At 73.4% G+C, this 13,580-nt stretch carries 13 protein-coding genes; 4 read left to right on the forward strand and 9 right to left on the reverse strand.

What is annotated here, in order from left to right:
* Positions 1-111: 111 nt before the first annotated feature.
* From ACFW5B_RS03770 to ACFW5B_RS03780, 3 genes are all read right to left on the reverse strand, one after another.
* Positions 112-1,458: an Ig-like domain-containing protein gene (locus ACFW5B_RS03770; RefSeq protein ID WP_386432703.1), complete on the reverse strand. Its 1,347-nt coding sequence runs from the start codon at positions 1,456-1,458 to the stop codon at positions 112-114.
* A gap of 82 nt (positions 1,459-1,540) precedes the next feature.
* Positions 1,541-2,017: a CoA transferase gene (locus tag ACFW5B_RS03775; RefSeq protein WP_386433231.1), complete on the reverse strand. Its 477-nt coding sequence runs from the start codon at positions 2,015-2,017 to the stop codon at positions 1,541-1,543.
* A complete protein-coding gene (locus ACFW5B_RS03780) occupies positions 1,953-2,336 on the reverse strand; it encodes a CoA transferase (protein WP_386432706.1) in 384 nt (127 codons plus the stop codon). The genes ACFW5B_RS03775 and ACFW5B_RS03780 overlap by 65 nt, the downstream gene beginning before the upstream one ends.
* A 328-nt stretch (positions 2,337-2,664) precedes the next feature.
* Here ACFW5B_RS03780 and ACFW5B_RS03785 point away from each other — a divergent pair, with 328 nt between their 5' ends.
* On the forward strand, positions 2,665-3,015 hold the full coding sequence (locus ACFW5B_RS03785) for a hypothetical protein (RefSeq protein ID WP_386432709.1): 351 nt from the start codon (positions 2,665-2,667) through the stop codon (positions 3,013-3,015).
* Positions 3,016-3,067: 52 nt separating this feature from the next.
* On the opposite strand, the gene ACFW5B_RS03790 is transcribed toward ACFW5B_RS03785, so the two are convergent.
* Positions 3,068-3,691: a YIP1 family protein gene (locus ACFW5B_RS03790; RefSeq protein ID WP_386432712.1), complete on the reverse strand. Its 624-nt coding sequence runs from the start codon at positions 3,689-3,691 to the stop codon at positions 3,068-3,070.
* 84 nt (positions 3,692-3,775) lie between these two features.
* On the opposite strand from ACFW5B_RS03790, the gene ACFW5B_RS03795 reads away from it, so the two are divergent.
* Positions 3,776-4,492 (forward strand): VIT family protein, encoded by a 717-nt coding sequence (locus tag ACFW5B_RS03795; RefSeq protein WP_386432716.1) that lies wholly within the window; start codon positions 3,776-3,778, stop codon positions 4,490-4,492.
* 143 nt (positions 4,493-4,635) lie between these two features.
* Here the strand turns inward: ACFW5B_RS03795 and ACFW5B_RS03800 are convergent, their stop codons facing one another.
* The 4 genes from ACFW5B_RS03800 to ACFW5B_RS03815 all read right to left on the reverse strand — a co-directional run bounded on the left by ACFW5B_RS03800 (position 4,636) and on the right by ACFW5B_RS03815 (position 9,341).
* On the reverse strand, positions 4,636-5,760 hold the full coding sequence (locus ACFW5B_RS03800; RefSeq protein ID WP_386433234.1) for a P1 family peptidase: 1,125 nt from the start codon (positions 5,758-5,760) through the stop codon (positions 4,636-4,638).
* Positions 5,753-6,598: a hypothetical protein gene (locus ACFW5B_RS03805; RefSeq protein ID WP_386432719.1), complete on the reverse strand. Its 846-nt coding sequence runs from the start codon at positions 6,596-6,598 to the stop codon at positions 5,753-5,755. Before ACFW5B_RS03805 ends, ACFW5B_RS03800 begins: the two co-directional genes overlap by 8 nt.
* Positions 6,599-7,048: 450 nt before the next feature.
* Positions 7,049-8,206, reverse strand: coding sequence for a low temperature requirement protein A (locus tag ACFW5B_RS03810; RefSeq protein WP_386432722.1), 1,158 nt, complete (start codon positions 8,204-8,206; stop codon positions 7,049-7,051).
* A gap of 103 nt (positions 8,207-8,309) precedes the next feature.
* Positions 8,310-9,341: a methyltransferase gene (locus ACFW5B_RS03815; protein ID WP_386432725.1), complete on the reverse strand. Its 1,032-nt coding sequence runs from the start codon at positions 9,339-9,341 to the stop codon at positions 8,310-8,312.
* A 210-nt stretch (positions 9,342-9,551) separates the two neighbouring features.
* Between ACFW5B_RS03815 and ACFW5B_RS03820 the strand changes: the two genes are divergently transcribed.
* Together ACFW5B_RS03820 and ACFW5B_RS03825 are read left to right on the forward strand one after the other, a co-directional pair.
* Entirely contained in the window at positions 9,552-10,853 is a 1,302-nt protein-coding gene (locus ACFW5B_RS03820; protein ID WP_386432728.1) for an amidohydrolase, read from the forward strand.
* A gap of 302 nt (positions 10,854-11,155) precedes the next feature.
* Positions 11,156-12,229 carry a MerR family transcriptional regulator gene (locus ACFW5B_RS03825; RefSeq protein ID WP_386433237.1) on the forward strand — a complete coding sequence of 358 codons (1,074 nt, stop codon included), beginning with the start codon at positions 11,156-11,158 and terminating at the stop codon, positions 12,227-12,229.
* A 123-nt stretch (positions 12,230-12,352) separates the two neighbouring features.
* On the opposite strand, the gene ACFW5B_RS03830 is transcribed toward ACFW5B_RS03825, so the two are convergent.
* Positions 12,353-13,567 (reverse strand): FAD-dependent oxidoreductase, encoded by a 1,215-nt coding sequence (locus ACFW5B_RS03830; RefSeq protein WP_386432730.1) that lies wholly within the window; start codon positions 13,565-13,567, stop codon positions 12,353-12,355.
* Between the last annotated feature and the right edge of the window lie 13 nt (positions 13,568-13,580).

Here is a 13,580-nt window from a genome sequence, read left to right on the forward strand (position 1 = left end):
GGCGGGGGGCGGGCCGCCTCCCGCCCCGGGGCGGGTGGTGCCACCCGGGGGGGGGCCGCCCCCCCCTGGCCCGGCCCGCCGCCGTTGTGTGTGCGCAGCGCGCGCTGTCCGTCAGACCGCGCTGCCCTGCTGCCACTCGGACCAGGACATGTTCCAGCCGTTGAGGCCGTTGTCCGGCTTGACCGTCTCGTCCTTCGAGTTCTTCACGATCACGACATCGCCGATCAGCGACTCGTTGAAGAACCACTTGCCCGGGGTGTCGCCGCCGCCGCCCTTGTTGTCCCGCAGGCCGACGCAGCCGTGGCTGGTGCCGGCCTGGCCGAAGATGGACGGGGAGCCCCAGTAGTTGCCGTGGAGGAAGGTGCCGGAGGCCGACAGCCGCATGGCGTGCGGGACGTCAGGGATGTCGTACTCGCCCTTGCCGTCCTTGCCCTTGAAGCCGACGGTGGAGCCGTCCATGCGGGTCTGCTCGAACTTCTCCGAGATCACCATCTGGCCGTTGTAGGTGGGGTTCTCGGGGCTGCCGCCGGAGATCGGGACGTTCTTGAGGGTCTTGCCGTCCCGCTTGACCGTCATGGTCTGGGTGTTCATGTCGACCGTGGAGACCTGCGAGCGGCCGATGGTGAACGAGACCGTCTTGGACTGGACGCCGGTGATGCCCTGGCCGCCCTTCACCCCGTCCAGGTCGATCTTCATAGTGATCTTGGAGCCGGCCTTCCAGTAGTCCTCGGGCCGGAAGTCCAGGCGCTGGGCGCCGAACCAGTGGCCGACGACCTTCTGGCCGCTGCTGGAGGTCACCGTGATGTGGGACTGGACGTCCTTCTTGTTGGTGATCACCTTGTCGAAGTTGAAGGACACCGGCATGCCGACGCCGACGGTCTTGCCGTCGTCAGGGGTGTAGCTGCCGATGAAGCTGTCGGCCGAGGAGACCGTCGTGAAGCTCGCATTCTCGGTGGCGGCGCGGCCCTTGGCGTCCTTGGCCTTCGCCACGATCCGGTACTTGGTGCCGCGCTCCAGCTGCACGCCGGGCTTCCAGGACGCGCCGTCGGGCGATATGGCACCGGCGACGTCCTTGCCGGACTCGACTTCGGTGAGCTTCACCTCGGTCAGCTTGCCACCGGTGGCCTTCACGCCGGTGTCGTTGATGCTGGCGTCGGTGGCGCCGTCCTTCGACGAAACCTTGATCTTGACGTCGGAGGCGTTCTTGGCGGCCGCGGCGTCCGCGCCGGCCTGGCCGTTCTTCCCGTCGTCGTTGCCGCCGGCCGAGGCGTCTCCACCACAGGCGGAGAGGGTCAGCGCGCTCGCGGCGAACAGGGCCGTCACGGCGAGCGTGCGGCGCATCCGCCGGTTACGGCGCGACGCTCCCGACGCCGGCTGCTCGACCGAGGGGAGCAGCTGGTGCGGGGTGCGGGACCGAGCGGGCGCGGTGTTGTCCGGCGTTGTCACGAGCTGCTCCATAACAGGGGTGTTGTGATTCCGTGCTGGTAAACAGCACGGGCGGGCGGATTTGGTTGCGGGTACGGGTCTCTTGTGATGAAGGTCACATGTGCGGCGGTAGGGGGTGGTTGGAAGGCCCCGACAGCCAGGTTCGCAGTGCCGTGCCGTGTTCGTCCAGGCGGGGTGGAGCGAAGGGTTGGGCCACCGGCGCCCCCGAAAGGCGGAGTGGGCTGGTGACTTGGGGGATCCGGCCCTCGCCGGCAGATGTCACCGGATCGAGACCGAGCCGTGCCGCCAATTCCGGCGCCCCGGAGAGGGTGTTGACCGGGCCGCGCGGCACGGACACCGCGGTCAGCCGCTCGGTCCAGCCCCGCGGGGTGTCGGCGGCCGGCCGGTCCTCCAGCGCTTTGCTGAGTTCCGTGCGGTTTCGTACCCGGTCCTCATTGCGGGCGAAACGGAGATCCCCGGCGAGTTCCGGGGCGCCCAGGGCCCGCGCAAGCTCCCGGAACTGACGGTCATTGCCCACCGCCACCGCGAGCAGCTGCCCGTCGCGGCAGGCCGGCGTCTCGTACGGGGCGATGTGGTACGCGGCCGTCCCGCGCGGCGGGGGCGCCGTCCCCGTGCGGCTCCGGGGCCGCGCCGGCGGGGTGGTCCGCGACGAACGGCGGGCCCCAGGAGCGGGCGCCGTCACCGGTGCCCGGCCGCTCCACCTTGATCGCCTCGATGCCGAGGCCGGCGAGCGTCGCGGCGGCCAGCGGCCCGGCCGGCGCCCGGCTGAAGTCCGCGACGAGGATGCCGTCCAGGGTGCGGGCGGGCGGAGTGCCGGGCGGTGCGATGCCGGTGAGCCCGGTGGTGGCGTCGGCGGGCGGCCGGGGCTGCGGCCGGTGCGGCTGCGGCACGTGCGTGCTCCTCACGTCGCGGACGGGGTGCCGTCATCGTCCGGGACGATCTCCGCCGGGGGAGCGGCCGCGGTGTCCAACGGCGCGGGGGGGGAATCCTGCCGGGGCGGCCTCTTGGGGTGGCGCCTTCGCGGGTCGTGCCGGGAATGTGGCGAAATGTCATAGGAGATGTGTCACTTCAGGACTTTTGGCCCAAGATCTCCTGTCCGAAGTCCCGGACCGTGGTGTCTACTGGCTACCAGGGCCCGTCTTCCGGGTCGGCCCGGATCAGCCCGCGGCATCCAGAGACGCGCCCCGCCCCAGCGCCCCATCCCTCCGGGAGGACCACATGCTTCCCTCCGTTTCGATTCTGCAGCAGATCGGCCTCGGCGTCCTTGTCGCGGTGGGCGCCCTCTGGGCCGTCGGGATGGTCAGACTGCTGCGACGGGGCCGGTACGAGGCCGCGCTGCGGCGCGACCAGCGGGAGATGCGGGCGCGGTACGCGTCGCGTGGCTGGCTCGCGGAGGACGGCCTCGCCGCCGCACCGGGTCCGGCCGGGCCGCCCGGACAGCCGGAGCTGCTCGGTTCGGTGCCGCGGCAGACCGGGCCGGACGGGCCGCCGTCGGAGTGTGTGGAGCTGAGCCCCGCCGAGCGGGCGGCGTTCGCGGGACTCGTACGGCAGCTGACCAGCCGTAGTTGAGCCGGGCGGCGGGGCCGGCGCGGGTGGGCCGCCCCGGAACCGCCCCCAGGGGTCAGCGGACCGGACCCAGCCGCAGCAGCGCCAGCGCGGCCAGCATCTGCACGGAGACCGCGGCCGCCGACTTCCACGTCGACAGATGGTGCTGGCCGCGTATCAGCAATATGGCGAGGACATAGCCGAAGCCCCACGTCGTCCAGGTCGCGGCCTGGACGAAGGTGGCGCCGGTCGGCAGCCAGGCGGCGATCGCCATCCGCGGCAGATCCGTCACCCAGAAGAGCACGATGAACAGGCTCGCGGTCGGCGCGAAGCGGCCGATACCGCCCAGCGTGCGGGCGATCGCGTGGGCGACCGCGCCCAGCACGAAGCTGGCGGCCAGCACCCCGGCCTCGGCCAGCCCGATGAGCTGGAGCCCCGCGGTGCGGTCGACGGCCCACTGGGCGTGGAACGCGTCCACCGACAGCACCCCGATGGCGCCGCTGATCAGCGACAGCAGCACCGCCGCGCTCCAGGCGCTGCGGTCCCGCGCCTCGTCCAGCACCTCCACCGGGCGGTACCAGAGCCCGAATATCAGCCGGTGCCACCACAGTCGGCGGCGCGGTGCGGGCTTGCGGGGCGCCGGCTGGACGAGCGTGGGCGGGGGCGGCGGGGGAGTCGGTGAGGGGGGCCGTGCGGACATAAGCCCGTTTCTACCACCGGCCGATCAGGGACGGCGCGGTGGCGTCGAGCGGGGCTCGGCCGGTGCGGATGCGACGCTCTTCCGGTGACTTCGCAGACATCGGACCACGACGAGGCGCACGGCGGCGGGCTCGGCAGCCGGCTCAACTGGCTGCGGGCGGCGGTCCTCGGGGCCAACGACGGCATCGTGTCCACCGCCGGACTTGTCGTCGGGGTCGCCGGCGCCACCGACGAACGGGGCGCGCTGCTGACGGCGGGGCTGGCGGGCCTGCTGGCCGGCTCCCTGTCGATGGCGGCCGGCGAGTACGTATCGGTCTCCACCCAGCGCGACTCGGAGAAGGCCGCGCTGGCGCAGGAGAAGCGGGAGCTGGCGACCGAGCCGCAGGCGGAACTCGTCGAGCTGACCGAGATGCTGGAGGGGAAGGGGCTCGACGCGCAGCTGGCGCGGGAAGTGGCCGAGCAGCTCACCGAGCACGATGCGCTGCGGGCGCACGCCGAGGTGGAGTTGGGCATCGACCCCGACGAACTCACCAATCCGTGGCATGCGGCGGGCGCCAGCTTCCTCGCCTTCACGGCGGGGGCGTTGCTGCCGCTGCTGGCGATCGTGCTGCCGTCGGCCGCGCAGCGGCTGTGGATCACAGTGGCCGCCGTGGTCGCGGCGCTGGCGCTGTGCGGCTGGAGCAGCGCACGGCTGGGCTTCGCACCGGTGGGACGGGCGGTGCTGCGGAACGTGGGGGGCGGGGTGGTGGCGATGGGCGTGACGTATGCGGCGGGGTCGTTGTTGGGGGCGGTGGGGGTGTGAGGGGTGGTCAGCGGGGCTGCTCGGGCTGTTGGGGCTGCTTACGGGCGCCGGCGCCGCCGGGTGGCCGAAGCCGCCGACGGCCGCCGGTCCGCGCCCGATGGCCGCCGGTCCGCGCCCGGCGGCCGCCGGTCCGCGCCCGCCCGTCAGCCCTCGGCCCCGTACAGATCCCGGTAGGACGGGAAGACGCCGCCGGGGCCGCGCACCGTCTCCGCGGAGCGGGCCGCGTCGACCACGGCCCGGGTCAGGACGTCCGCGCCGGCGGCGAGGATCTCGTTCAGGGCGCCGGCCTCGGCGTGGATGCCGAACGCGGGGTCGGCGCGGGACTCCTCGGGGGCGAGCGGGCGGGTGGCGGTGGACAGGGCGAAGACCGTGTCGCCGTCGGAGAGGAGATGGACCGGGCGGACGGCCCGGGCCAGACCGTCGTGCGCGGTGCCGGCGAGCTTGTGGGCCTGGGCGCGGGTGAGGGTGGCGTCGGTGGCTACCACGGCGAGGGTGGTGTTGAGCGGCGGCCCGACGGACGCCGCCGAACGGGCCAGGGACACCTCCTGGGCCTCGGCCAGCCGGCGCAGCGCGGCGGCGTGCACCTCGGGGGCCGGGAGGGCGGCGGTCGGGTCCTCGTACAACCGGCCGTAAAGGGCGCCGGTACGCGGGTCGGTGACGGAGCCCGCGGCGTTGACGGCGGCCAGGGCGGCGACGGTGGCGCCCGAGGGAAGGACCGCGCTCGCGGTGCCGATGCCGCCCTTGAGGCCGCCGGCCACCGCGCCCGTACCGGCCCCCGTGTTGCCCCGGGCCACCGGGGCGCCGGGCTCGGTGCCCGCCGCGGCGGCGGCCGCCGACCGGCCCAGGGCGGCGTCCGGGCGGGCCCGCCAGGTGCCGCCCCGGCCCAGGTCGAAGAGGGCCGCGGCCGGCACGACCGGGACGACCTGGGCGGGGTCCGGGCCGACGCGGAACCCGCGGCCCTCGTCCTCCAGCCAGCCGGCGACACCGGACGCGGCGTCCAGCCCGAAGGCGCTGCCGCCGGTCAGCACCAGCGCCTCGACCCGCTGGACGAGGTTGCGCGGGTCCAGCGCGTCGGTCTCCCGGGTGCCGGGCCCGCCACCGCGCACATCGACGGCAGCGACGGCGCCGCCCTCGGGTGCCAGGACGACGGTGGTGCCGGTCAGATATCCGTCACCGATGCGCTGGGCATGGCCGACCCGGAGGCCGAGGACGTCGGTGAGGGCGTCCTGCGGCCCCGTGGGGTACGGGCCGGTCGGCTGCTCAGTAATCGGCCGGTCCCATCACGACGACCGGGTGCAGGTCGGGGTCGAGGGTGCGCAGCAGTTCCCGCATCACCTTGGGCTTGAGGCTGATACAGCCCTGGGTGGGGCCGTCGTGGTCGACGTGCAGCCAGACACCGCCGCCCTTGGCGGCGCCCCAGGGACGCCGCTGGTCCAGCGGGGAGGTGCCCGGCTCCCGGTTGTAGTTGATGGCGATGACGTAGTCGAAGGCGCCGGCCAGCGGCTCGCCCTCCACACCGGTGCCCCCGGCGACGAAGCTGCCGTTGCGGTCATAGGGGAGCTTGGTGCCCTCGGGCGCGGCCAGCAGACCGCCCGCGTCGGTGAGCGGGTAGACCCCGATGGGTGAGCGCAGATCGCCGTAGCGGTGGTCGTCGGTCCAGCCGTGCGCGGCGTTGTGCGCCGGCCAGGTGGGACCCGCCTCCCAGTCGTCCGAACCGTCCGCACGGGTGTAGAGGACGACCCGGGACTGGAAGGAGTCCATGTCCTTGCCCGTGACGACCAGCACCTGGCGGGAGTCGGCCGGTATGCGCTTCCTGGCCGCGTCGCTGAGACCGGGGATCGGCCGGGCGGCCGGGGCGTTCGGCGCGGCCTTCGGTGCGGCGTTCGGGGCGGATTTCGGCGCGGACACGGGCGTACGTGGCGTGTCCGGGCCGGAAGCCGTCGTGGACATGGTGCTCTTGGCGTCGGTCCCGCCGTTGTGGTCGTCGCCCGAGGCCGGCCACGCCCACAGGGCGGTGCCGACCAGGGTGGACAGGGCGAGACCGCTCACGGCCTTGCTGCGCCGGGACAGTCTCGTCCGCGCGCGGGACTGAGCGTGGCGGGCCATGGCTGGCGTCTCCTCAGGTACGGACGGTGGTCGGTCCCAGGGCTTCTGTGGGTCTCCCACAGTGACACCCCCTGTCATAAAAAGGGCAATCTGCACCCTACCGCTTCGACGTGCGCGCGCCTCCGCTGGCCCCTGTGAACAGTGGGGAACAAGAGCACGAAGGGGCGGGAAGTAAGGTCCATTGGTGGGCAATTGACGGGCAATGGGGTGGGGCCGGAAGGGCGCCCGTGCCGCTGACGGGCCGTCGGCCGCCGACAGGGAAGATGGCCGGATCTGATATGGAATCAGCGCCCGGCACAGGGCTGAACGGGCGTCAGGTACGCCGAACCGGGGAGCCGGCAGGGACGCCGGCCGGGCGGGGAAAGGCGGCGTCCGAGGGCTCACACCTACGGCCCCGCACCCTCGGCGAGATCGGCGCCCGGCCGCTCGTCGAGACGGGTGACACGGCCGCTACTCCACCAGCGCGCCCCCCTGACGGGAACTCAGGGCCACCCCGGCCGCCACCGTCGCCGAGGCCACCAGCCCGGCCGCCGGGACGGCCCAGTGCCCGGCGAACGTACACACCAGGACCAGCAGCGCCGACACCGGCAGCACCAGATGCTGCGCCGGCCCCCGTTTCTGGTGCCGTGAGTGGATCAGCCACACCGTGAGCAGGTACAGCGCCGCCGGCACCGTGACACATGCGGCCGCCGCGAACGCCGACAGATGCGCCCGGCCGAAGGACTCCGCCACCGAGACCTCGATGCCCGCACCGACCGCGGCCGCCGCACCGAACACCAGGTAGTGCCCGTAGCCCCAGAGGAACGCCTGCCGGTTCGAACGGAGGTGCAGGTGGACCGGCACCGCGAAGTAGATCCAGTACGCGGCGAAGACCAGCAGCAGGCCGCCGCCCGCGCTCGGCAGCAGCGTCCCGAGCGCCTCGTTCCGGTCCAGCGCCGCCTGCACGGCGAGGGTGGCCGCCGCGATCGTCTCGCCCAGCACGATGATGGTGAACAGGCCGTAGCGCTCGGCGATGTGATGCGGATGCCAGGTCGTCTGCCGCTCCCGTTCGGCCAGCGCCGGCACCGACAGCTCCAGCAGCGCCACGACCCCGAACACCCAGGGGATGTCCCCGACGGGCAGGACCACCAGGCCCAGCCACCCGATCTGGCACACCGTCACCCCCAGGGCGTAACGCAGCGCGGTGCGCCGCTCGGCGCCCTCGCTCCCGTATGCCACCCGCAGCCACTGGCTGACCATCGCCAGCCGCATCACCACGAAGCCGAACCAGACGACGGTGAAGTCGCTGTCGGCGAAGGCCCGCGGCACACCGGCCGCCAGGATCAGCACCCCCGCCATCTGGACCAGCGTCACCACGCGATAGAGCGGGTCGTCGGTGTCGTACGCCGAGGCGAACCAGCTGAAGTTCATCCAGGCCCACCAGATGGCGAAGAACAGCATCAGATAGCCGGTGACACCGTGCCCCGGATGCCCCTCGGCCAGCGCATGCGCCAGCTCCCGCCCGGCCTGGGCGACCGCCACCACGAAACACAGGTCGAAGAAGAGCTCCAGCGGGGTGGCGGCGCGGTGCTGCTCGTCGCGGCGGCGTGCCCGCATGAGGACCGGCACGTCAGCTCCTCTCGTCGGCCGGGGCGGCCGCCTCAGTAGAGCGCGGGCCGACGGTGCGGACGACGAGGGGAGCGGGGCGCGGCGTGTCGCCCCGGGCCGGCGGCTACTCGGCGACGGCCTCCACGATCGAGGGAAACGCCGAGGTCGGCAGCGTCCGCGTCAGCCGGAACCCGGCCGCCGACAGCAGCGCGGCGAACTCCTCCGCGGTGCGCTCCTGCCCGTCGAGCACCGCCATCATCGCGACGTCCATGGTCTTGCCGAAGTGCGGCGCGTTGCCCGGTGGCAGCACCGAGTCGACGACCAGCAGCCGGCTGCCGGCCGCCATCGCCCGGTGGCAGCTGCGCAGGATGCGCCGGCACGGCTCGTCCGGCCAGTCGTGCAGCACGTGTTTGAGCACATAGACATCGCCGCCCTCCGGCACCGACTCGAAGAAGTCGCCCTCCTGGGTGCGCCAGCGGCCCTTCAGCTCGTCGCCGCCCAGGAGGTGATCGGCCAGCGGCGGCGCCTGGTCGAACAGCACCCCGGTCAGCTGCGGATGGCGGCGCAGCGCGGCGCGCAGCAGGCCGCCGCGGCCGCCGCCGACGTCCACCACCGTGCCGTTCGCGGGGAACGCGCAGGCGGCGGCCACCGCCTCGTCGACCCGGGCGGACACCGACGCCATCCCGTCATCGAAGAGCCGGCGGGCGGCCGGGTCCGACAGCAGATGCTCGAAGAGCGGCGCCCCGAAGATCCACTCGAAGGACGCGCCGCCGCGCGCCACGGCCTCCGGCATCGCGGCCGACGTCCGCAGGAACAGCTGGTCGGTCGCCATGAGCACGGCGGCGCACAGCGAATCGGGCGCGTCCGTACGCAGCTGCTGCGCGGCCGGCGTCAGTTGGTAGGCGCCCGCGGCGTCCTCCCGGAAGACGCCGCGGGTGGCGAGACAGCGCAGGACACGGCGCAGATGCGGGGCGTGGGTGCCCGTGGTGCCGGCCAGCTGCTCGACGGTGCGCGGGCCCTCGGCGAGATGGTCGGCGATGCGGTGGTGCACCGCGGTGCGCAGCGCGGCCGAGAAGAGATGCCCCATGGCCAGGTCCATCAGATGAGCCGTGAGGTCGCGGGGCTCGCCGGTCGGTCGGTGCGGGGAAGTGGCCAACGTCAGCCTCCAGTCGTCGGCTTGGGCTTGCTGGACCGCGTCACCGGCGGCGGTCCACGGTCGCAGCCACGGGCTCCGCTGTCACGGGCGAAGGGGACGGCAACCGCGAACTCCGGCCAGAGAGGAGGGGGTGCCCTTAGGGGCCGGACTCCGGGGAATGCCGGGGCCGACAGCGGCCGCCCGCCTCCGGAGCCATGGTCGAATGCACATATGAGCGACAGCGACACGACCGTCCCGACCGCTAACGCCGACCCCCGCGGCAGCACCGCCCCCGCTGCCGTCCTGGCCCCGCTCGACGACCGCCTCACCGATCTCGTGGCCCTCTACGAAGACCTGCACCGCCATCCCGAACTCGGCTTCCAGGAAACCCGTACCGCCGCCGAGGCCGCCCGCCGGCTGACCGCCCACGGCTACGACGTCACCACCGGCATCGCCGAGACCGGCGTCGTCGGCGTACTGCGCAACGGCCCGGGACCCGTGGTCCTGCTGCGCGCCGACATGGACGCACTGCCCGTCACCGAGAACTCCGGCCTGGACTACGCCTCCACGGTCCCCGGCCGGATGCACGCCTGTGGCCACGACGTCCATGTGACCTGCCTGCTGGGCGCCGCCGACCTGCTCGCAGCCGGCCGTGACCACTGGTCCGGCACCCTCATCGCGCTCTTCCAGCCCGCCGAGGAGGTCGGCAGCGGCGCCCGCGCCATGCTCGACGCCGGCCTCTACAGCAAGGGCCTGGTCCCCACCCCCGATGTGGTGCTGGCCCAGCATGTCGCCCCCTTCGGCGCCGGGCTGATCGCCTACTGCCCCGGCCCCTGCATGGCGGCCTCCGACAGCCTGGAGATCACCTTCCACGGCACCGGCGGCCACGGCTCGCGCCCCGAGACGACCATCGACCCGATCCTGATGGCGGCCTCCTTCGTCCAGCGGGTGCAGTCCGTGGTGGCCCGCGAGATCGCCCCGAAGGACCAGGCGGTGGTCACGGTCGGCTCCTTCCACGCCGGGGACACCGCCAATGTGATCCCCGACCGCGCCGTCGTACGCCTCAGCGTCCGCACCTTCGACGAGACGGTCCGCACCGCCGTGCTGGCCGCCATCGACCGCATCGCGCGCGCCGAGGCCGCCGCCTCCGGGGCGGACCGCGCCCCCGACACCGAGGTCCTGGACGCCTTCCCCGTCACCGTCAACGACGCCGAGACCCTGCAAGAGGTCAATGAGCGGTTCGCTGAACTCTTCGGCCCGGAGCGGCTGTTCGCCTACGGACCGGCCACCGGCAGCGAGGACGCCGGACTGCTGGCGACCGCCGCCGGGGCCCCGCTCTACTACTGGTGGCTGGGCGGCTGGGACCCGACGGAGTTCCAGACGGCACTGGCGGCCGGCCGACTGGCCCAGGACATCCCGTCGAACCATTCCCCGCAGTTCGTCCCTGTGGTGCGGCCGACTCTGACGATGGGGGTCGAGGCGCTTACGGCTGCGGCTATGGGGCGGTTGGGGGCTGGGGGTGGCGTTCGGTAGGTGAGGGGTGGTGGAGGTGGGCGGGTGGGCTAGGGGGAGGGGGAGGAGGAGCCGGTCTGGCGGTGTGGCGCGGCCCGTCCTGCCCGCCTCCCTCCTCCCGCCCGCCCCCGGTCCAGCTGGAGCGGCGCAGCGTGGGTGGTCCAGTCCGGTCCAGTCCGGTCCGCCCGTCCGCTCCCCGCAGGCCGTTACGGGTCGTTGCCGCGGCAGCGATTGACCTTGCCCTTGGGGCAAGCCCCAGCATCGGCCGTGCCGGGCGAGGCGCCCGGTACGAGGAGGACGGACGGGTGAACGGAGACGGGGGTATGGCGCCGTACGGCGACGACACGCTGCTGACCATCGGGGCGTTCGCACGGGCCGCGCGGCTCTCGCCGAAGGCACTGCGCCTCTACGACGAACTCGGCCTGCTGCCCCCGGCCCATGTAGACCCGCACAGCGGCTACCGCCACTACGCCCCGGCACAGTTGGAGCGGGCCCGGCTGGTGGCCTGGCTGCGCCGGCTCGGCATGCCGCTGGCCCGCATCCGTGAGGTGTGCGAGCTGGCGCCGGACGCCGCGGCCGTGGCGGTCGCCGCGTACTGGGCGCAGGTCGAGGCCGACACCGCCGCCCGCCGGGACCTCGCCGCCTTCCTCGTCGACCAGTTGGAGAGGAAGAACACCGCCATGACCACACCCCACATCCCGTTGACCATGCGCTCTGCCGCCCTGGCCGACCAGGGCCTGGTGCGCCCGCTCCATCAGGACGCCGCGCACGCCGGACCGCGGCTGCTGGCCGTGGCCGATGGCTACGGCCCCCTGGGTGGCCCGGCCGCGACGGCGGCGATCGAGGCACTCAAGGGCTTGGAGGAACAGGACCTGACCTCGGCGGACCTGCCGGCCCTCCTGGAGGAGGCCGCCCGCCGCGCCCACCGCGCCGCCCCGGCGTTGGGCGAGGCGACCGGCAGCACCCTCACCGCGCTGCTCCGCTCCGGCGCGCAGCTGGCACTGCTGCACATCGGGGACTCCCGCGCCTATGTCCTGCGGGATTCCGGCCTCTTCCAGATCAGCCACGACCACAGCGTGGTCCAGTCGCTGATCGACGAGGGCCGGCTCGCCCCCGAGGAGGCGGCCTCCCATCCGCAGCGCGCCCAACTGCTGCGGTCGCTCGACGGAGCCACCGAGTTCGCCCCGGATCTGCACCTCCTGGAGGCCCGGCCCGGCGAGCGCTATCTGCTGTGCACGGACGGCCTGACCGGGGTGGTGCCGGCCGAGGCGATCCAGCGGGTGCTGACCTCGGCCGACGACCCCGACCAGGCCGTACGCGAACTGATCCGGCTGGCCTGCGAGGCGGGGGCGCCGGACAACGTGGCGTGCGCGGTGGGGGAGACGGCGGAGGGCTAAGGGCGGGGCGGGTGCAGGAGGCGGCCCCCTGGGGCGGGGCTCTCGGGTGGGGGCGTCCCTGGGGGGCGGTCCCTAGGGGGAAGGTGTGCCCCTTGCATGAGCCCTGCCCGGTGGGGGGTGCCGTTACGCCAGGCCCTTGAGCATGCCCTTGAAGTAGAGCTGCGGCAGTCCGTAGCGCTTGAGGAACCACATGTCGGTGCGCTCCTTGGTGGTGTCGAGGAAGGGGATGGACGGCGTGGGCTTCAGGTCGTAGTCGAACTCGGCGAGCAGCATCTTGTGCCGGGCGGTGACCAGCGGACAGGAGGTGTAGCCGTCGTAGCGGGCGGTGGCGGGACGTCCGCGCAGCCCGGACAGGAGGTTGGCGACCGCGACCGGAGCCTGCTTGCGGATCGCGGCGCCCGTCTTGGACGTCGGCAGATTGGCGACATCGCCCAGCACGAACACATTCGGGAAATCCGGGGGCTGGAGTGTTTCCCGGTCGGTCTTGACGTACCCGTACGGGGAGTCGGGGTCGGCGAGCGGGCCGTCCGCCAGCCACTGGGGGGCGCGCTGCGGGGGTACGGCGTGCAGCAGGTCGTAGTGGACGGTCTCGGCCTTGCCGGTGGTGTGATCGGTGATCACCGCCTCCCGCGCCGCCCCGTCGAGGCGGGTCATCTCCGAACTCAGCCGCACCTCGATGCCGTACCGCCGGGCCGTCTCCGTCAGTACCTCGGAGAACACCGGCACCTTGAACATGGCGGGCTCCGGGAGCACCAGAATCGTCCGGATCGCGCCCAGTACACCGCGCTTACGCCAGTGATCCGCCGCCAGATACGCGATCTTCTGCGGGGCGCCGCCGCACTTCACCGGCCCGGACGGCATCGTGAACACCGCCGTGCCGGACCGCATCCGGCGGATCAAGTCCCAGGTCAGCGGCGCGAGATCGGGCCGGTAATTGCTGCTCACCCCGCCGTGGCCGAGGGCCTCGGCCAGACCGGGCACCCCGTCCCAGTCGAGCTGCAGCCCCGGGGTGAGCACCAGCCGCCCGTAGGAGAGCACCCGTCCCGAGGCGGTCGTGACCGTACGGGCGGCCGGGTCGACGGCGGTGGCGCGCTCCCGCAGCCAGCGCACCCCCGGCGGAATCACCTCCGCCTCGGTGCGCAGCGAGGAGCGCAGCGGCGCCTGCCCGCCGCCGACCAGCGTCCACAACGGCTGGTACCAGTGCGTCTCGGAGGGCTCCAGCAGCGCGATGTCCCGGACACCGGCACGGCGTAACCGGGCGGCGACGGTGATACCTGCGGTGCCGCCGCCGACGATGAGGACCTGGTGATGGGACGGGGCCGCGGGTGCGGGGGCCATGTGCTTCCTCCTG

Source organism: Streptomyces sp. NPDC058773 (assembly GCF_042746015.1).
In the GTDB taxonomy this organism is placed as follows: domain Bacteria; phylum Actinomycetota; class Actinomycetes; order Streptomycetales; family Streptomycetaceae; genus Streptomyces.